Genomic DNA, 20,983 nt, shown 5'->3' with positions numbered 1-20,983 from the left:
TTTGACCCCCGTGGAAATAGTTTTTTATCTATCAATTCAAAACTACCACATTTGGTCTGCTTATGCTTTTGTTTTGCTATTTTATTGGTAATACAATTTATTACTTTTTAATGCACAACACTAATTAATGATTTGAACAATTGGGCTTCAACTATGATTAAGGCAGTTAATTATGCCGATGCAATGGATATTAAAATTGTAAACATTAGTTTGGGAATATACAAATTTACTATTGAAGGAGGTAATTGGCCATTTGATTCTAATGCTTTAAATGATGCAATAAGCCAAGCTGACGTATTGTTTATAGTAGCGGCTGGGAATGAAACTAGGAATATAGACGACCCAGAGAATACTATTTATCCTGCAAGCTATACTGCTGAAAATATTATTACTGTTGCAAATACTAATGGAGAGGATACGCTTTATCAAAGTTCAAATTTTGGTGCTGTTTCAGTTGACCTTGCTGCCCCTGGAACAAATATTTATAGCACTATACCAACATATTTCGCAGGACAAGGCGAACCCTACGATATAAAAACAGGCACATCCATGTCCGCACCACATGTAGCAGGAGCGGCGGCTTTGTTATTATCTGCGAATCCATCTTTAACTACACAACAACTTAAAGATATAATTTTATCCAGTGTGGATGTAATACCGTCCTTACAGGGGAAAGTTGCTACAGGTGGTAGGTTAAATGTTGCAAAAGCCATGAAAAAGATTAGAAGTACTGTTAAAATTGGAGATTTAGACGGGAATGGAGAAATAAACCAACTCGATTTTGACAAACTTAGAGCATATTTGTTGGGTTCGAGTTTGACATATAAGCAATTGGCTGCTGCGGATGTAAATGGAGACGGGTATGTAAATGCCTTGGATTTGAATATATTTAATAGGTATCTATCGGGAATAAGTGTTACATCCCATATTGGAGAAAATCGCATATATACATATGGCGATATTGACAATAATGGAATAGTAAATCAAAGCGATTATATCCTTATAAGCAACTATATTAACGGTACCGGGACATTATCGGATGCAAGTTTGCTTGCTGCAGATGCCAATGGGGATAATACTATAAACCAGACAGACAGATACCTTTTAGAAGACTATATTTCGGGAGAAATTGCCAATCTACCTGTAGGAAATTAATAATAGATATTGTAGTTTAAAAACAAACCCTTTGATGAAACAGTATATTATTGTCAATTTATTCGGAGCTAATGCGTAGACCCGAATAAATTGACAATTTTTATTATACCCTTTAAAAATTTTTTAAAAGTCGGTTTTATTAAAGAAAAGTGGGTATATTTATAATTAGTCTATTGTTATTAAAATTAAAAAAGTTTAAATAGACATCTAAAATAATAAAACGTAAGGAGGAATTTGTTATGTCATTGATTGGAACTGAAGTTAAACCATTTACTGCTGAGGCTTATCAAAATGGAAAGTTTTTAACGGTAACAGAACAAGACTTTAAAGGGAAATGGAGTGTAGTATGTTTTTATCCTGCTGACTTTACTTTTGTTTGCCCTACAGAACTTGAAGATCTTCAAAATAATTATGAGAAATTGAAAGCATTAGGAGCAGAAGTTTATTCCGTTTCCACCGATACACATTTTACTCATAAGGCATGGCACGATACATCAGAAGCTATAAAGAAAATTACTTATATAATGATCGGCGATCCTTCTCATACGCTCTCTAGAAATTTTGATGTTCTTGATGAAGCAACAGGATTGGCAGATAGAGGTACATTTATTATAGACCCGGATGGTGTTATTCAATCGGTTGAAATATCGGCAGGTGGTATCGGACGTGATGCTGATATCCTGTTTAATAAAATAAAGGCTGCTCAATATGTTCGAAATCATCCCGGTGAAGTCTGCCCTGCAAAATGGAAAGAAGGCGGCGAGACACTTAAAACAACCATTGATTTGGTTGGAAAGATATAAGAGGTAACGGGCATGCTTTTGGATGTAGAAATCAAACAGCAACTAGAACAGTATTTGGCTTTACTTGAAAATGATATTGTCATTAAGGTTAGCGCCGGAAGTGATAATGTATCCACAGATATGCTTATACTAATAGATGAACTTGCTAAACTTTCGTCAAAGATACATGTTGAAAAGGCAGAATTGGATAGAACCCCTAGCTTTAGCGTTAACCGCTTAAATGAGGATACAGGTATTGTTTTTTCCGGCATTCCATTAGGTCATGAATTTACTTCCTTAGTCTTGGCTCTCCTCCAAGTTGGAGGAAGAGCCCCTAAGGTAGATGATACTTATATCAATCAGATTAAACAGCTAAAAGGAGAGTATCATTTTGAGACCTACATTAGCCTAAGTTGCCATAATTGCCCCGATGTAGTGCAAGCCCTTAATATAATGAGTGTGGTCAATCCCAATATCACCCATACCATGATTGATGGGGCTGTGTTTAAAGATGAAGTTGAGAGTAAGGGTATAATGGCAGTGCCTACAATATACCTAAATGGTAATTTCTTTGAAAGTGGACGATTGGCACTGGAAGAGATTCTTGCCAAACTGGGACAGACAACAGATTCTTCTTCTATTAATGAAAAGGAGCCTTTTGATGTACTTGTTATAGGTGGAGGGCCTGCTGGAGTTAGCTCTGCTATTTACGCTGCCCGAAAGGGCCTTCGTACAGGCATTATAGCTGAAAGATTCGGAGGTCAGATTTTAGATACCTTGGGAATTGAGAATTTTATTTCTGTTCCATATACTGAAGGTCCTAAGCTGGCCGAAAATCTAAAAGAGCATGTGAGTAGATATAATGTGGATATAATAAATCTTCAAAAAGTAAACAATATAAGCCGTAAGGAATTGTTGGAAGTAGAGTTGGAAAAGGGTGCTGTTGTTAAAAGCAAGACGGTTGTTATTGCCACAGGCGCTAGATGGCGTAATGTAAACGTTCCGGGAGAGAAGGAGTTTAAAAATAAAGGAGTAGCTTATTGTCCTCACTGCGATGGCCCATTGTTTGCAGGAAAGGATGTAGCCGTAATTGGTGGAGGTAATTCCGGTATAGAAGCGGCTATTGATTTGGCAGGGGTTGTAAGGCATGTAACAGTACTGGAATTCATGCCGGAGTTAAAGGCTGATAAGGTGCTTCAGGAGCGTTTATATAAACTTCCCAATATAACTGTACTTACTAATGTTCAAACAAAAGAGTTTACCGGTAAGGAAAAGCTTGACGGCATTACTTACATTCAGCGTGACACTAATGAAGAAAAACACATCGATGTTCAAGGGGTTTTTGTTCAAATTGGTCTTATTCCAAATACCGAATGGCTTGGAGACAGTATTGAACGCAATCCTATAGGTGAAATTGTTGTTAACCACAAGAATGAAACCTCAATGTCTGGAGTGTTTGCAGCCGGTGACTGTACCAATAGTCCCTATAAACAGATTATTATATCTATGGGTTCTGGTGCAACAGCAGCACTTAGTGCCTTTGATTATCTAATCAGAAATTAAGACTGAGGACGGTTCTGTGTTTGAAATCACCCCACCGCTATTATCAACGGTGGGGTGATTTGTGTGTGAGAGCCGTCCCTTTTTTTACTGTTTTATTGCTTAAAGGATGCCCATTTGAAAATTACGAAACCAAGCTTTGAATTTACTACTCCTTGAAGTTTTGGTGATATAACCACAGGTTCAGTATAGAAGTATAAAGGAGCTATTGCGGCATCGTCCATAAGTAGTTTTTCAGCATCATGGAAGAGTTGAATACGTTTTGCTGGGTCAGTTTCTTTTCTCGCCGAAGAAATTAGTTCATCATACTTTGAACTATTGTACTTGGCGTTATTCTGACCGTTTCCGGATGTGAATATATCCATAAAGGTTGACGGATCCATATAGTCTCCGATCCAACCGTTTCTGTTTATATTATAAGCAGCGTCTTTTCTTGACTGTTGGAATACATTCCATTCCTGAGCAAGGATTTCAACTTCTACTCCCAATTTTTCTTTCCACATCTGTTGCAAAGCTTCAGCTATAGGCTCGTGACCAGCACCTGAGTTCAAGCCGAAGGTAATCTTCGGAAGTCCTTTTCCGTCCGGATAACCTGCTTCAGAAAGGAGCCTTTTAGCCTCTGCTACATTCTTCTCGTAATCCTCAGGCTTTACGGAGATATAGTCGCCGGCTGTTGTACGGAAGTCAGGTTCCGGATTAACATCAGCTATACCGTAGGGTACGAAGCCTGTTGCTGGGGTTTCTCCGCCCTTTTTAACATTTTCCACGAGGTAATTGCGGTCTATTGCCAAGGAGAAGGCCTTTCTTACTTTAACATTATCAAAAGGAGCTTTGGTGTTTACAAAGTCAATGTAGTATGTTCCAAGCAGTGGAAGGATTTTGAGATTACCGGCTTGTTTTTCAGCAGCCAGCTCGTCTGTGGGAATATTCTTGGCATAAGCAACCTGTCCGTTTTTAAATGCGCTTAGAATAGCATTTTGATCATTCATAAGATACCATTCGATTTTAGGAGCAACAATAGAATTCTTGTCCCAGTAATTTTCATTCTTTTCAAAGATAATCTTTGAATCATGCTCCCAACTGGTTAACTTATAAGGACCGTTACCTATATAGGTTGATGGGTTCAGCGCCCACTTATCTTTATTGGCGGATACAATGTCTTCCCTTAGTGGAACAAGAGTGGGGAAGGCAACTATTTCAGTAAAGAATTGGCATGGATTTTCAAGAGTTACTTCTAGAGTTTTATCGTCAATAGCCCTTACTCCCAATGTATCAACGTTAGCCTCACCAGCGTTGATCATTTCCCCATTCTTTATGAAATAGATATAGTATGCGTAGTCAGAAGCTGTTGCCGGATCAACGGCTCTTTTCCATGAATAAATAAAGTCATTTGCAGTTACATCCTTACCGTCGGACCATTTTGCATCCTTACGGATATAAAATGTCCAAACAAGTCCATCAGAACTTGTTTCCCATCTTTCGGCTGTTCCTGCAACAATGGTGCCGTCTTTGCCTATTGTGGTTAGTCCTTCAAATGCACATAAAATATAGTTGCCACCGTCAACTGCATTGTTAAGAGACGGATCAAGTGTTTTCGGCTCAGATGCAATAGTTGCACGAATAACTTGATCTGAGCTTGATGATTTCGGTGAGCCTCCGCAGCCAGATAATACTGTTGCGACGGTTATAAATGTAGTTAGAAGTGCTAAGATTTTCTTCATTTGATTTCATACCCCTTACTATTTCATAATTTTAGCTTAAGATTAATGTGTCCATATCTAAAATTAATATTCCTATTAATGGCCAAAAGAATATTAACTGCTAACAAATATCTGGCTGTCACAATTTACCTGCAAAATGGCAAGCGACATAATGACCGCTTCCGTGTTCTTTAAACTCAGGAATCTCTTTTTTACAGATATCTTTAGCAAAGGGGCATCTGGTTCTAAACTTGCAGCCTGAGGGTGGATTTACCGGAGATGGAATTTCACCCTTTAAGATAATTCTGTTCCTTTTCTTAGCAACTTCAGGATCAGGCTCGGGAATAGCCGTCAAAAGAGCCTGTGTGTATGGGTGGAGAGGATTCTTGTACAATTCCTCAGATTCCACCAATTCTACTATATGTCCCAAATACATTACACCTACTCTGTCACAGGTGTGCCTGACAACACCCAAATCATGGGAGATAAAAAGGTATGTCAGATTCAACCTTTCTTGCATTTCTTCCAGGGTATTAATTATCTGTGCTCTTATAGAGACATCAAGGGCTGATACCGGTTCATCGCATACGATAAACTCAGGTTCTACAGCGATAGCCCGGGCTATACCGATTCTTTGGCGCTGCCCCCCTGAAAATTCATGGGGATACCGGGATGCGTGTTCGGTATTGAGTCCCACCAGTTTTAACAGCTCTCGGATTTTCTCAGCTCTATCTTTCTTTGAAGTAGCAAGCTTATGGATATCTAATGCTTCACCTACAATATCCGAAACCGTCATACGAGGATCGAGGGATGCATAGGGATCCTGAAAAATATACTGCATTTTTTTTCTGTAATGTAGGAGTTTCCCTTTTTTCAATTTGGTTATATCTACACCGGAGAATATAACTCGTCCGGCAGTAGGCTCATATATCCTGAGAATTGACCGCCCTAAAGTGGTTTTACCGGAACCGGATTCACCTACCAGTCCAAGGGTCTCACCTTTATAAATATTAAAAGTAACATCATCCACTGCCTTAACTGTGGCTTTTTTGCCAAGGCTGCTTTTTATATTAAAATATTGCTTTAAGTTTTTCACTTCTATTAAAACATCTTGTTTCCGGGCTGAATTATAACCGGATGGAGAAGTTTTTGATTCATTATTAGCCATTATTCTTTACCTCCGCGTTATTATTGGCCCTGCTATCATACAACCAACAGCTGACTCTGTGCCCATCTTCAGTTGAATATTCCTCAGGCATATGATTTATACAGACCTTCATGCAATTACCGCACCTTGGTGCAAAGGAACAACCTTTAGGAAGGTTTAATAGGTCTATGGGATTCCCTTGAATAGGGATTAGTTTTTCACCTTTTTTGTTAAGGTCAGGCAGGGAACGAAGCAAGCCTTTGGTATATGGATGGCGGGGGGAATTAAATATACTGTAAACAGAGCCCTGTTCAACAATTTTACCGCCGTACATTACAATAATATCATCAGCCATATCGGCAACTATGCCAAGGTCATGGGTTATGAGAATTATAGCCATTCCCGTCTTTTTCTGAATATCCTTGAGAAGCTCCAAAATCTGTGCCTGTATTGTAACATCAAGGGCAGTGGTCGGTTCGTCAGCAATCAACAGTTTAGGTGAACCGGCAAGGGCCATGGCAATCATTACCCTTTGGCGCATACCTCCTGAGAACTCATGGGGGTATTGGGCCAATCGCTTTTCCGGTTCGTTTATACCAACCAGTGTCAACAACTCAATTGAACGCTTTTTTAATTCCTCTTTTGAAATTTTACCGTACTTGTGAATCAAAGATTCTGCAATCTGGTTTCCTATTGTAAAAACAGGATTAAGACAGGTCATGGGGTCTTGAAATATCATCGCCACCTCATTTCCTGCAAAATTCAGTCTTTCTGCTTTAGTCATGGTGGAAACATCTTTTCCATCAAACACTATACTTCCTCCAACAATCTTACCGGGTTTGTCAATTAATCCCATAATGGAATAAGATGATACGCTTTTGCCGGAGCCGGACTCACCAACTATTCCCAAAACTTTTCCGGGTTCAAGACTGTAGCTGATTCCATTTACGGCCTTAACTTCTCCCGCCGGTGTGAAGAAGGAAACTTTTAAATCATTTATTTTAAGCAACTCTTTATTCATTCAAATCATCCACTCTCTATTTTTTCATTCTTGGGTCAAGAGCATCTCTCAGACCGTCACCAAAAAGGTTTATTGACAAAATAATGATACTGATAGTAGCTGCAGGGAAAAACAGCATATATGGATAGGAATATATACCCTTTAAGGCGGTCTGTGACAGAGAGCCAAGCGATGCCATAGGTATTGAAACTCCTAATCCTATAAAACTGAGGAAAGATTCTACGAAAATTGCCTCAGGAATCTTCAAGGTAGCTACGACTATAATCTGACCTATACAGTTTGGCACAAGATGCTTGAAAATAATATCCCTATTGCTTGCACCAAGTACCTTGGCAGCTAAAACAAACTCTTGCTCCTTTAACGCTAAGATCTGACCACGTACTATTCTCGCCATGTCAACCCAGTAAAGAAGAGCAAGAACAAAAAATATACTTATAAGTCCGACACCTAAGTTTTTTAGGAAGTTGGGGGCGTTGGCGGAATTTAAGAAAGTATCTATTGGAGTTTTTAGTGCAACCTGGAGCAAAATAACTATAAGTATGGTTGGAACTGAATAAACAATATCTATAATTCTCATCATAACAATATCAACCCAACCACCAAAATATCCTGAAATTGCACCGTATAAAATACCGATTATTGAAATCATGATAGCTGCAACAACACCAACAGAAAGAGAGATCCTGGCACCGATCATAGTTCTGGTAAACAAATCTCTTCCCAAACTATCTGTACCGAATATATGCTGTGCACTCGGAGGTAGATTTTCACTGCCTTTATTTATCTGATCATATGCATAAGGTGAAAGCATAGGACCAATTATTGCAGCCAGTACAACCAGCAGAATAACTAAGAGTGAACCCATGGCGACTTTATTTGCTCTAAGTCTTCTCCAAGCATCTCTCCAATAACCTACCGATGGACGCATAACTTCAGCTGTAGCCTTTTCGCTGTCCGATGCAGGTAGAAATAACTTCTCATCTAGAACTTCTGATTTATTCATATTTGTCATTTTAATCTCCCCATTTCCTTACATTTCCGCCGTCCTTTGCAACAGACTTCTGTCGCATGGCAACGATGTATTTAGTATGCCAACTTGCTATTAGGTTCATAAACGCTACTATATTTTTAACTTATTTAGTAATATTAATTCTTGGGTCAACAAATCTATATATTATGTCAACAAAAAAGTTCATAAAAATGAGTAGAGCTCCGTAGAATATTGTTACGCCCATTACTGTGGGATAATCCTTTGCTGTAATGCTCGTCACAAAGGAACTTCCCAGACCGGGTATTGAAAAAATTGACTCAATTACAAAGGAGCCTGTCACAACCCCGGCAACCATTGGTCCTGCATAGGTTACAACCGGGAGAATCCCGTTTCTCAAACCATGCTTGAAAATTACTACTCGCTCTGACAAACCCTTTGCACGTGCTGTTCTAATATAATCCTGATTAATAACGTCAAGCATTGATGAACGCATGAGCCTTGTAATAAAGCTAAGAGGGAAGAAGGATAGCGCAAATCCAGGCAATATATAACTCGAAAGGCTATCGAGGTGGCTGACCGTAGGTAAAAGATGCAGTTTTACTCCAAATAAAACCATACTTACGGTGGCCACTACGAAGCTTGGGACTGCAATCCCGACTGTTACAATGATCATAATTGCCCTATCGGCTGCGGTATTCTTCTTCAGTGCACTTATTGTTCCAAGGATAGTGCCGATAATTATGGCTATAGCACTGGAGAACAATCCTAACTTAAGTGAATAAGGAAATTTTCTGGCAATTATTTCGTTAACACTCTGTCCCGAAAGCTTTATTGATTCCCCTAAGTCACCCTTAAGAATGTTCATTGCATACATCTTATATTGAACTAATAGTGGCTTGTCTAAGCCATATTTCGCTTCTAAGTTTGCCAGTATTTCGGGCGTAATTTTTCCATCTCCCAAAAAGGGATTGCCCGGTGTCAAATGCATTAGAAAAAAAGTTAACGTAAACATGATACATAATGTCAAAAATGATGCAAATAATCTTTTCAAAACATATTTAAGCATAATACCTCCATATTTGTGAACTGTGTAGTCACAGTGTTTTTTGAATTTTTTATTAAATTTTTTATGTATGTTGGTAAATAATATTATGTTAACTGGAAGTAACTTGTGGGGCTAAAATATATTAGCAAACTAAGATGTAAAATTGTAATAAGTCGAAGATTAAGATAGAGTCTCTTATGATGTGCCATTATACTACAAATTTAGAGTTTTTACAACAGATTATTAATGACAAAAAAGTTGGTAAAAATTGTGCATAGGTGGGTTTGGGGGAATCCCTTTTAATATGACAAAAATCGACAAGTGTAAAAGTACAGCTCTTGGGTTATATTTCCGAAGTAAAAATATTGCATATTAGAAGTAAAAATTATCCGTTCATTTGATCAAAAACATCTAGTATAATTGGAATTAAATAACGTATAAGGGGGAGATAAGCAATGTTAAAAAGATTGCTGGGTACATTATTGTCTGTTGTAATTATTACCTCGTTTATGAGCGGATGCAGACAGGAGACATCTAAAGATCAAATAGTACTTACACTGTGGAGTATTGCAACAGAAAGCGATGCTTTCAGTAATGCCTATTCTAAGGCCATTAAAGACTTTGAGGATGCAAATCCCGGAGTAAAAATTGTTCATGAAACCTTTGAAAATGAAGCTTACAAGACAAAGATTAAGACTGCTGTAACTGGAAATAAACTTCCTGACCTTTTCTTTACATGGGGCGGCGGATTTTCCAAACCCTTTGTAGAATCCGGGAAAGTACTTGCTATTGACAAATATTATACGGATGAGTACAAAGAGCAGTTGTCGGAAGCAGCATTAACATACACAACATATAATGGAAAGATTTACGGTTCCACATACACAACCCCTATTTCAGCGTTATTCTACAATAAAAAAATCTTTGATGAAAATGGACTTAAAGCACCAACCACATTCGATGAACTGGTACAGGTATGTGATAAGCTTATACAAAAAGGTATTACCCCCATCGGTATCAGTGCAAAGGATACCTGGGTGCTTGCCATGACCCATGACGCTATGACATTAAAATCTGCAGGTTCGGAAAAGGTTAAGGCAGCACTAACAAAAGCAGGACAAAGCTATGATGATCCGGATTTTCTTGAGTCTGCCAAGAAATTCAGACAACTCGTTGAAATGGGGGCCTTCTATAAAGGAGCTACCGGATTATCAAATGATGAAGCAAGTGCATTATTCTATAGCGGTAAAGTTGCAATGTATACAACAGGTAGCTGGATGGCAGGCTCTATTCAAACAGATGCTGAAAATCCAAGCGATTTTGATGTGGTTCCATTCCCACTCTTGGGATCTAATGCGAAAGCAACAGATTTTATGGGCGGTGCGGTTGACAGCATTATGGTAAGTGCTTCGACTAAAGATCCTGATCTTGCCGGAAAGGCTGCATTTGAACTCACAAGAAGTATCTCAAAATACGCATATCTTGACGGAGCAGGTCTGGCAGTTTGGAAAAAAGATTATGATGACAGTGGTGTTAACCCAATGACTAAAAAATTAGCTGACTTTGCAGCAAATGCAACATCGTTTACACTATGGTTTGATACTACCATGGAAGCTGAAGATGCAGGTGAATACCTCACATTGTTACAGGAACTGTATGTTGGCGAAATAACTCCTGAAGAATTTGTTAGTTCTATGAAAAAGAACCTTGAATAGTTAGCGGTTTTATACAATATGAAGTATAAGTAGATCAAGCCTTCCAAACATGAATATTGCAACGGAATCAGAAAGAATCCCATGCCAAATTAAAGGAACTATAGCTTCTTTGAACGTTGTAAGAACCAATCTTATTGGAAGAATAGAATTATTCGATGTTTGGAAGGTTTGATTACTTTAAACAGAATCTGAATGGGGGGGTATGATGAAAACTGTAAGGCAAAATAAGTTGGCCGCAATTCTATTTATATTACCCGCTTCCCTGCTATTTTTTACAATCATCATTATGCCAATCTTTATGTCAGGCTATTATAGCTTTTTAGGATGGGATGGGATTAATCAGCCAACCTTCATAGGAATAGGAAACTATATAGAGTTATTTACAAGTCCGGTAGCGGGATTTCCAAAATCTCTACTAAACGCTTTAATTCTTGCAGTCTTGTCGGTGTTTATTCAGCTTCCTCTTTCTCTTGGTCTGGCATTAGTGCTCTCAAGGGGAGTAAAAGGGGAAAAGTTTTTTGTAGCGGTTTTCTTTATGCCGGTATTAATATCCACAGTAGTTATAGGACAATTGTGGCTAAAGATTTACAATCCGGAGTATGGCATTGTGAATGTGGCACTAAATAGCCTGGGACTTGAAAAGTACGCCAGAACCTGGCTTGGAGAACAGGATACTGCATTGATAGCGGTGTTTATACCGATTATATGGCAATACGTCGGGTATCACATGCTTTTGATGTATGCCGGTATTAAAAGCATTCCAACTGAAATTAGAGAGGCGGCTAAGGTAGAAGGCGCAACAGAAGGCCAGATTGATAGATATATTATTATTCCAATGCTAAAGCCAATTATTAAAGTATGTGTAATTTTTGCAGTAACGGGTTCACTAAAGGCCTTTGATTTGATATATGTATTGACAAGAGGAGGTCCTGCTAAAGCCACTGAGGTTCCAAGTACCCTGATGGTAGCTATGATCTTTGATAGGAACCGGTATGGATTTGGAAGTGCAATTGCTATTATGATAATAGCTTTGTGTTTCTTCTTTGCATTAGCCATTAAAAGAGCTTTTGGTACGGAGGAGGATTAAATTGGATAGAGAAATAAAAGCTGTAACAAATGAGTTTCATACTCCAACTAAAGCAATAGTCCAAAAAAAGATTAAAATTAGCAGTATACTGACTTATACGGTTCTTGGAATATGGGCAGTAATTAATATTTTCCCGTTGTACTGGATGTTTACATTTTCCCTGAAAAGTAATAAGGAGATTTTTGGGGATAATGTTATTGGTCTTCCTAAGGAATGGTTGTTTTCAAACTATCTAAATGCCTTAACAAAAGGTAATATGGCTCTTTATTTGATAAATAGTACTATTGTAACAGGCCTTACTATTATATTGACTTTGATAGTTGCTTCAATGGCAACATATGCATTGACAAGGCTTGTATGGAGAGGGAGAAAGACAGTTAATAATATTATTATGCTTGGTCTCACCATTCCGATACATGCAGCAATTTTGCCCGTATATCTGATACTCGATAAACTGAAAATGCTAAATTCTTATCAGGCTTTGATAATTCCCTATACTGCTTTTGGACTCGCCATGTCCATTATGATTTGCAACGGTTTTATTGTAAATATTCCAAAAGAACTTGATGAGGCAGCATGTATTGATGGGTGCAGTGTATATGGAATATTTTTCAGGATTATTCTTCCGCTTATGAAGCCTGCGCTTTCTACAGTTGCAATTTTTACGTTCTTGTCATGCTGGAATGAGCTGATGTTTGCAAATATCTTAATTGATGATGCCAAATACAGAACTATATCCGTAGGTATTCAGACATTATCCGGTACGCATACAACCGAGTGGGGACCAATAGGAGCGGCACTTGTTATTGCTACTTTCCCTACTTTGATTCTATATTCTTTTATGAGCACAAAAATACAAAAAAGTTTGACTGCCGGTGCAGTGAAAGGATAAGGGAGAATAGTATATGAGATCAGATTTATATTATAGAAAAAAAGCAGAAGAATTGGTGGCACAGATGACACTAGAGGAGAAGGCCAGTCAGCTTACCTACAATTCTCCGGCTATTGAAAGACTTGGAATCCCTCAATATAATTGGTGGAACGAAGCTCTGCATGGAGTTGCAAGAGCTGGAACTGCTACTGTTTTTCCACAGGCAATTGGTCTTGCTGCAATGTTCGATGATGAATTTCTGATGAAAATCGCAAATATAATTGCTATAGAAGCCAGAGCCAAATATAATGAAAGTTCAAAGCATGAAGATAGGGATATTTACAAGGGTCTTACCTTGTGGAGTCCAAATATAAACATATTTAGGGATCCTCGATGGGGAAGAGGTCATGAAACTTATGGAGAAGATCCATTTCTCACCAGCAAACTGGGAGTTGCCTTTATAAAAGGGCTACAGGGAGATAAAGAGGTGATGATGACGGCAGCTTGTGCAAAGCATTTTGCTGTCCATAGTGGTCCTGAGGATTTACGGCATGAGTTTAATGCAGAAGTATCAAAGAAGGATTTGTGGGAAACCTATTTACCTGCATTTGAGGCCTGTGTAAAGGATGGTAAAGTGGAAGCAGTAATGGGAGCTTACAATAGAACAAACGGAGAACCCTGCTGCGGAAGTTATACACTGCTTCGGGACATTTTAAGAGACAAGTGGGGCTTTGAAGGGCATGTAGTATCCGACTGCTGGGCAATAAGAGATTTCCACTTGCACCATATGGTGACAAAGACACCTGAAGAATCTGCGGCACTAGCTATTGATGCGGGGTGTGATCTGAATTGCGGCAACGTTTATTTAACCTTGCTTGTGGCCTTAAAAGAAGGATTAATAACAGAAGAGCATATCACAAGAGCAGCAGTAAGGCTCTTTACAACAAGATTCAAGTTAGGTTTATTTGAGGATAATGAATTTGATAATATACCTTATGAGGTTGTGGAATGCAGTGAACACAAGGAGATAGCAATTGAGGCTGCAAGGAAAAGTGCGGTACTTCTTAAAAACGACGGAATTTTGCCTATTAACAAGGGCGCTGTAAAAACAATTTCTGTAATTGGACCAAATGCCAACAGCAGACTTGCATTGAAAGGGAACTATTATGGAACATCTTCAAGATACATCACCCTGCTCGAAGGCATACAGGATGAAGTTGGAGATGAAGTAAGAGTACTATACTCAAGAGGGTGTGAGCTGGTTAGAGACAGAACTGAAGTCTTGGCATATGCAAATGACCGTCTTGCAGAGGCTGTTACTGTTGCAGAGCATAGTGATTTGGTTATTCTATGCTTGGGACTTGATGAAACCATTGAGGGCGAAGAAATGGACGATGGTAACAATCAGGGCTCCGGTGATAAGGTAGATCTTGAATTACCGGAAGTACAAAAAACACTTTTAGAAAAAATAGTGGTACTTGGAAAGCCAACAGTACTTTGCCTTATGGCTGGAAGTGCAATAAACTTAAGCTATGCCCAGGAACATTGTAATGGTATTTTGCTGACCTGGTATCCAGGTGCAAGAGGTGGTAAGGCTATAGCAGATCTCCTGTTTGGGAATGTGTCGCCATCCGGGAAATTGCCTGTCACATTTTATAAATCATTGGAAAATCTACCGCCATTTACGGATTACTCAATGAAAAACAGAACCTACCGCTATATAGAAGAAACTCCTTTGTATCCCTTTGGATACGGCTTGACCTATAGCGATGTAGTATTAAAACACGCAGAAATAATCGGCACTATAGAGAGTGAAAAGGATATTAATCTTATTGTAACTCTAAAGAATCAAGGGAGAGTTGCTGTGGAGGAGGTTGTACAGATCTATATTAAAGACGAACAATCCATATATGCTGTTAAAAATTTTAGTTTGTGTGGCTTCAAGCGAGTTGGTCTAGGAGTCAATGAAGAAAAACAGGTTTCTATGAGTATTCCTTTTGATTGTTTAAAGGCGGTAAATCTAGAAGGAGAAAAAGTACTCGACAGTAGAAAGTTTACCTTGTTTGTTGGCCTATGTGGACCTGATAAACGAAGTGTAGAACTTACAGGGAAAGAGCCCATTAGAATTCCCTTTGAGTTATAGACTCAACTTTTACATATATAGCACCTGCTACGTGTATGTGGAAATAATATCGTTTCTTGATAGGCAAAAGATACATTGATATAATAGTTGTAAATTTATTATGAGGACAGTGTTGTAAAAGGGGTCATGAAGAAAAAAATAGAGAGAATCATTCGGTGGTTTTATCGCAGAAGGCTAAAAGACAAAATTAGATTCTTATTTTTGGTTCTTGTAATTACGTATATCGTTACACTCTACTTTATCTATAATTTTTTAGTTAAGAAAAATATGATGGAGTATGTTCTTGAGAGTAACTATAATACAATGATTTCTATTGGAAACAATCTCAATGTTGAATTTGAAGTTGTAGATACAATGAGCCAGCTTATTATGACTAATAGTAATGTAATTGAGTATTTGAGAGATAGGGGACATGAAAATACGAGGATTAATAATAATGCAATAACGGCTATGTATGATATCAGCACCAAATTTAATTACGTTTCGTCTATCTATATCTTTAAAGAATATAAAGAGTATATTCATATATCCAGACATCTAACAAATGTTGATTTAAACCTTGTTTATAGTCCGTTGTGGAGGAAGGAAATCCTAGAGAAACGGGGAGCTTGTGTGATTAGAGTTAACGGAGACGGTGCATTTAAGAAGAAGTTTGGGGAACCGTTAATCTCCGTTATAAGGGTCATTAACGACATAGATACTCAAAAACCTATTGGAATTATTGCCATAAACTTAAATATTGACATACTTAAAAATTCGTTTAATGACATGACAAGTGATGACAGAAATTTCTGGTACTATGCAGGAGGTAAAAATATTTTGGACCAGAATGAAGAATTTGAAGGACTCGATGAATTCCGGAAGATGGGTATTGGCAAAAAAGAATTTGATCAAAGCATTAAACAAGGCTTTGGAGTTACAAGAGTATTTTCCTATTATCGGGTTCCTAATACACCTTTTGTGTTGGCTAAGATTGAAACGGTACCATTTTTTAGATATTTCTCAGTTCAAGCAGTCGTTGTTATAGTTATTGTAATTGCTTTATCAATTTTATGTATTGTTATTACCGGTGTTTTTATATCAGCTTTTATTACAAATCCAATTGAGAGACTTATGCAGTTTATGAATCTTGAAAAACTGGAGCTTGATGAGAATGGGACTAGAAACAGGTCTGCATTAGCAAGTAAAGAAAATGAAATGATGCTGAAAAACAGCCGTCTTATTGAAATTAATCAAATAATGAGTGAATTGCTAGAGAAGGAAAAAACAATGCGTAAGGCTGAGATGGAGGTGCTTCAGGAGCAAATAAACCCGCACTTTTTATACAACACATTAGGGTCTATTGCAGACCTTGCACTAGAGATCTCGGCAGATGAGATATATGACGTTGTTGAAACTCTAGGTAACTTTTATAGGAGATTTTTAAGTAAGGGAAGCAGAGAAATTACTATACGGGAAGAAATTGCAATTGTGCAAGACTACCTGAAGTTGCAAAAATTGAGGTATCATGATGTTTTTGAGGATGAATATGAGTTGCAGGAAGATTTGATGGATTTTAGGGTGCCCAAATTAATACTTCAGCCTTTAGTGGAAAATAGTTTGTATCATGGAGTAAGGCTCAAAGGTGAAAAAGGAATAATAAAAATATCTGTCTATGCCAAGGATGGTTTATTGCACATTAGTGTATATGATACAGGGGTTGGTATGAGCCTAGAGCAAATAAGTTCAATAATGAACGGAGACAATAAAAAAAGCTTTGGGTTTAAAGGTACTATGGACAGAATCAGATATTATTATGATGCAGAAGATGTCTTTGAAATCAAAAGTGAGGAAGGAAAGTATTGTTTAGTTGATATTAGAATCCCAATATAGGGGGGTTGGAAATGTATAGGGTTCTGATCATTGATGACGAGAAATCAATCAGGAATTTATTGAAAAATATACTAAAAAGAGAAGAATTGGATATTGAAGTAGTGGGAGAAGCGGAAAGTGGCATTGAAGCCATCAATATCATAGAGGAAGTACAACCCGATATTGCCTTTGTAGATATTAAAATGCCTTTTATGGATGGTATTGAATTTTCAAAGCTGGCAATTAGCCGTTATCCAAATCTAAAGATTATTATACTCACTGCTTTCAGTGATTTTGAGTATGCCAGGCAATGTGTCGGAATTGGAGTATGTGAGTATTTATTGAAACCTATCGTGCGTAAAGAAATTAGAGATGTTTTATTGAAGATTACAAAGGAGCTCGATTCAAAGCAAAAAAAGGCTGAGATAGAAGAGCCCATTGTTCATAAAAAAGACACTGTTCATAAAATAAAGTTATTTATAACCGAAAACTATGCCCGGCCAGATCTGGATCTAACAGTTATTGCCCAGACCTTCGGCTTTAATTCTAGCTATTTGAGCAGGCTGTTTAAAGCTGTAACAGGGGTTAATCTTATTGACTATCTTACAGAATGCAGAATGGAAAAGGCTATAGATTATGCAAAAAAAGGAACCATGATGTATGTAACTGCAAAGATGGTAGGAATTCCTGATCCTAATTATTTTGGCAAGTGTTTTAAGAAGTATACCAATCAAAGCTTTTCTGAGTTCATGAAGAAACATAAAAGATAGATAGAAGATAAAAAATAGGGGGGATTTTGTTTGTCATATTTACTAGGAGTAGATATAGGTACATCGGGTACAAAAACGGTTTTATATGATGAACTGGGAAATACCATAGCAAGCAGCCTTGAGGAATATCCATTGTACCAGCCCTATATTGGGTGGGCAGAGCAAGAACCGGAAGACTGGTGGAGGGCAACATGCTTATCTATCAAACATGTTATTTCCAAAAGCGGAATTGATGCTTCCTCCATTAAGGGAATTGGACTTTCAGGGCAGATGCATGGTGCTGTCCTTCTGGACAAAGATGGCAAAGTGCTAAGAAAAGCAATTATATGGTGCGACCAGAGAAGTTTTGCCGAGTGCGATCAGATTACTTCAATCATAGGGAAGGAAAGGCTCATTGAGATAACTGCCAACCCTGCACTAACGGGATTTACAGCATCAAAGGTTATGTGGGTTAAAAATAATGAACCAGATATTTTTGAGAAGATTTATAAGATACTTCTCCCTAAAGATTATATAAGATATAAGTTGACAGGAGAATTTGCTACAGAGGTATCTGATGCAAGTGGAATGCAGTTTATGGATATACCGGGGAGAAAATGGAGTGATGAAGTCATAAGCAAACTCGGACTTAATAAAAGCATGCTGGGAGAACTCTATGAGTCTCAGGAAGTTAGTGGGAAAGTGGATAAGCATGCTGCTTCATCAACCGGACTGAAAGAAGGAACTCCTGTAGTGGGTGGAGCAGGGGACCAGGCAGCAGGAGCTGTTGGTAATGGAATTGTGAGACCTGGGGTGGTTTCATCCACTATAGGAACCTCAGGAGTAGTATTTGCATTCTCTGAAAAGGTTATTATCGATCCAAAGGGTAGAGTTCATACTTTTTGCCATGCAGTGCCAAATACTTGGCACATTATGGGGGTTACACAAGGAGCCGGACTGTCTCTTAAATGGTTCCGTGACAATTTCTGTATAGAAGAAAAGAGAACTGCAGAGCTACTGAAAATAGATCCATACATAATTATGGATAAGGAAGCTGAAAAAGTGGCCCCGGGTTGTAACGGTTTAATCTATTTACCTTATCTGATGGGAGAAAGAACGCCACATCTTGACCCTAATGCCAAGGGCGTCTTTTTCGGATTAACAGCAAAGCATGAAAAACAGGATATTTTAAGGTCAGTTATGGAAGGTGTTGTATATAGCCTTAGAGATTGCCTTGAAATTATTAATGAAATGGGTGTTAACGTTTCTGAAGTAAGAGCCTCCGGTGGTGGCGGGAAAAGTGAATTGTGGAGAAAAATGCAGGCTGATATATTCGGAACTGATATTACAACTGTAAAGTCAAGTGAGGGACCGGCACTTGGAGCGGCACTTCTTGCTGGAGTAGGAACGGGTATATACAGTAACATTAATGAAGCATGTGAAGCAGTAATAAAAGAAAACACCAGGCAGGTTCCAGACCATGAGCTATATGCCAAATACACAAAGCTTTATGATATTTATATACGTCTGTATAACTCCTTGAAAAAGGAATTTGCAGACCTTTCGGCTATACTGTAAAATTTACTGTCCTAAAAAGTAGCAACCGGAAGTGACAAAAAACATTTTGAGTTAATAAAATAAGGAGGAAATATGCATGGCAGAGTATTTTAAAAATGTACCGAAAATCAAATATGAAGGAAAGGATTCGGACAATCCTTTAGCGTTTAAGTACTATAATCCCGATGAAGTCATTGGCGGTAAAACAATGAAAGAGCACTTAAGGTTTGCTGTTGCATATTGGCATACATATCAGGGAACAGGCTCAGACCCATTTGGGCCGGGTACTGCTGTAAGACCGTGGGATAACATATCAGACCCAATGGAACTTGCAAAGGCTAAAGTGGCTGCAAACTTCGAGCTGTGTGAAAAATTGGGAGTACCCTTTTTCTGTTTTCATGACAGAGATATCGCGCCTGAAGCTTCAACTCTAAGAGAGACCAATAAAAGGCTTGATGAGATCGTTGCACTGATAAAGGACTATATGAAAACAAGTAGTGTAAAACTACTCTGGGGTACAACCAATGCTTTTAGCAACCCAAGATTTGTCCATGGTGCATCTACTTCTCCAAATGCAGATGTATTTGCATATGCTGCAGCTCAGGTCAAAAAGGCTATGGAAATTACCCTTGAACTTGGTGGTCAGAACTATGTGTTCTGGGGTGGAAGAGAGGGCTATGAAACCTTACTTAATACTGATATGGAATTGGAACTTGACAATATGGGAAGGTTCCTTGGAATGGCAGTTAGCTATGCAAAAGAGATTGGTTTTGAAGGGCAACTCTTGATTGAACCTAAGCCAAAAGAACCGACAAAGCACCAGTATGACTTTGATACAGCTACAGTTATCGGTTTCTTAAGGACTTATGGTCTTGAGAATTATTTCAAAATGAATATTGAAGCAAATCATGCTACCCTTGCAGCACATACTTTCCAGCATGAATTGAGGGTTTCAAGAATTAACGGTATGCTAGGAAGTATCGATGCAAATCAGGGAGATCTTCTTTTAGGATGGGACACTGATCAATTCCCGACAAATATCTACGATACTACCCTTGCTATGTATGAAGTACTTAAGGCAGGCGGATTTACAACTGGAGGGCTGAATTTTGATTCTAAAGTCAGAAGAGGATCTTTTGAGCCTGTTGACCTGTTCTATGCACATATTGCAGGTATGGATGCTTTTGCCAAAGGGCTTAAAATAGCATATAAAATGGTTTCTGATGGTAAGTTTGACAAGTTTATTAATGAAAGATATGAAAGCTATAAGAGCGGTATTGGAAGAGATATTGTAAATGGAGAAGTAGGGTTTAGAGAGCTTGAAAAATATGCTTTAGAGCTTAATGAAATCAAGAATGTGTCAGGAAGACAGGAAGTTCTCGAAGCCATGTTGAACAAATATATTCTTGAGGATTAGTCTTATATTGACTTGTTGAAGAAATATTGAAGAAACATCAGAAAGCCAGTTATAGAGCCTGTTAAACCAGCGAGGAAAGGGAGAAGCCTTCTTTTATAAGGGGGTTTTTCCCGACCCTAAGGGTATTTATAGGCTCTAGACTAGCTTTTTCAATTTGGAAGCTATTGCACTGCCAAAGGATTATGTTTTTGA

General features: G+C 38.2%; 16 protein-coding genes. 11 read left to right on the top strand and 5 right to left on the bottom strand.

Annotation, left to right across the window (positions count from 1 at the left end):
• Positions 1-132: 132 nt before the first annotated feature.
• From EFD62_RS13850 to ahpF, 3 genes are all read left to right on the top strand, one after another.
• A complete protein-coding gene (locus tag EFD62_RS13850; RefSeq protein ID WP_268919985.1) occupies positions 133-1,155 on the top strand; it encodes a S8 family serine peptidase in 1,023 nt (340 codons plus the stop codon).
• Between the two features lie 239 nt (positions 1,156-1,394).
• Positions 1,395-1,958: an alkyl hydroperoxide reductase subunit C gene (gene ahpC / locus EFD62_RS13845; RefSeq protein WP_069195944.1), complete on the top strand. Its 564-nt coding sequence runs from the start codon at positions 1,395-1,397 to the stop codon at positions 1,956-1,958.
• Positions 1,959-1,970: 12 nt separating this feature from the next.
• The gene (gene ahpF, locus EFD62_RS13840; protein WP_128706296.1) at positions 1,971-3,500 is read left to right on the top strand and encodes an alkyl hydroperoxide reductase subunit F; all 1,530 of its coding nucleotides are present in this window, start codon (positions 1,971-1,973) and stop codon (positions 3,498-3,500) included.
• 92 nt (positions 3,501-3,592) lie between these two features.
• Here ahpF and EFD62_RS13835 read toward each other — a convergent pair whose 3' ends face one another.
• The 5 genes from EFD62_RS13835 to EFD62_RS13815 all read right to left on the bottom strand — a co-directional run bounded on the left by EFD62_RS13835 (position 3,593) and on the right by EFD62_RS13815 (position 9,422).
• Positions 3,593-5,218 (bottom strand): peptide ABC transporter substrate-binding protein, encoded by a 1,626-nt coding sequence (locus EFD62_RS13835; protein ID WP_128706295.1) that lies wholly within the window; start codon positions 5,216-5,218, stop codon positions 3,593-3,595.
• A gap of 118 nt (positions 5,219-5,336) precedes the next feature.
• Entirely contained in the window at positions 5,337-6,365 is a 1,029-nt protein-coding gene (locus EFD62_RS13830; RefSeq protein ID WP_128706294.1) for an ABC transporter ATP-binding protein, read from the bottom strand.
• Complete coding sequence (locus EFD62_RS13825; protein ID WP_069195948.1) at positions 6,358-7,365, bottom strand: ABC transporter ATP-binding protein; 1,008 nt, start codon at positions 7,363-7,365, stop codon at positions 6,358-6,360. The genes EFD62_RS13830 and EFD62_RS13825 overlap by 8 nt, the downstream gene beginning before the upstream one ends.
• A gap of 16 nt (positions 7,366-7,381) precedes the next feature.
• Positions 7,382-8,377, bottom strand: coding sequence for an ABC transporter permease (locus EFD62_RS13820; protein ID WP_069195949.1), 996 nt, complete (start codon positions 8,375-8,377; stop codon positions 7,382-7,384).
• A gap of 121 nt (positions 8,378-8,498) precedes the next feature.
• Complete coding sequence (locus tag EFD62_RS13815; RefSeq protein WP_069195950.1) at positions 8,499-9,422, bottom strand: ABC transporter permease; 924 nt, start codon at positions 9,420-9,422, stop codon at positions 8,499-8,501.
• 434 nt (positions 9,423-9,856) lie between these two features.
• Between EFD62_RS13815 and EFD62_RS13810 the strand changes: the two genes are divergently transcribed.
• From EFD62_RS13810 to xylA, 8 genes are all read left to right on the top strand, one after another.
• Complete coding sequence (locus tag EFD62_RS13810; protein WP_069195951.1) at positions 9,857-11,116, top strand: extracellular solute-binding protein; 1,260 nt, start codon at positions 9,857-9,859, stop codon at positions 11,114-11,116.
• A gap of 202 nt (positions 11,117-11,318) precedes the next feature.
• Entirely contained in the window at positions 11,319-12,203 is an 885-nt protein-coding gene (locus tag EFD62_RS13805; RefSeq protein ID WP_407921094.1) for a carbohydrate ABC transporter permease, read from the top strand.
• A gap of 55 nt (positions 12,204-12,258) precedes the next feature.
• A complete protein-coding gene (locus EFD62_RS13800) occupies positions 12,259-13,095 on the top strand; it encodes a carbohydrate ABC transporter permease (RefSeq protein WP_069196418.1) in 837 nt (278 codons plus the stop codon).
• Positions 13,096-13,108: 13 nt separating this feature from the next.
• Positions 13,109-15,217, top strand: coding sequence for a glycoside hydrolase family 3 C-terminal domain-containing protein (locus tag EFD62_RS13795; protein ID WP_069195953.1), 2,109 nt, complete (start codon positions 13,109-13,111; stop codon positions 15,215-15,217).
• Positions 15,218-15,343: 126 nt separating this feature from the next.
• Positions 15,344-17,089, top strand: coding sequence for a cache domain-containing sensor histidine kinase (locus tag EFD62_RS13790; RefSeq protein WP_069195954.1), 1,746 nt, complete (start codon positions 15,344-15,346; stop codon positions 17,087-17,089).
• 11 nt (positions 17,090-17,100) lie between these two features.
• Entirely contained in the window at positions 17,101-17,838 is a 738-nt protein-coding gene (locus EFD62_RS18275; RefSeq protein ID WP_069195955.1) for a response regulator transcription factor, read from the top strand.
• A gap of 30 nt (positions 17,839-17,868) precedes the next feature.
• Positions 17,869-19,395: a xylulokinase gene (xylB, locus tag EFD62_RS13780; RefSeq protein ID WP_069195956.1), complete on the top strand. Its 1,527-nt coding sequence runs from the start codon at positions 17,869-17,871 to the stop codon at positions 19,393-19,395.
• Positions 19,396-19,471: 76 nt separating this feature from the next.
• Complete coding sequence (xylA, locus tag EFD62_RS13775) at positions 19,472-20,791, top strand: xylose isomerase (RefSeq protein ID WP_128706293.1); 1,320 nt, start codon at positions 19,472-19,474, stop codon at positions 20,789-20,791.
• Positions 20,792-20,983: the final 192 nt, after the last annotated feature.

The sequence above is a fragment of the Acetivibrio mesophilus genome (assembly GCF_004102745.1).
GTDB lineage: Bacteria > Bacillota > Clostridia > Acetivibrionales > Acetivibrionaceae > Hungateiclostridium > Hungateiclostridium mesophilum.
The sequence above is the reverse complement of the archived record's forward strand: the minus strand, read 5'-3'. Positions and strand labels throughout refer to the sequence as shown.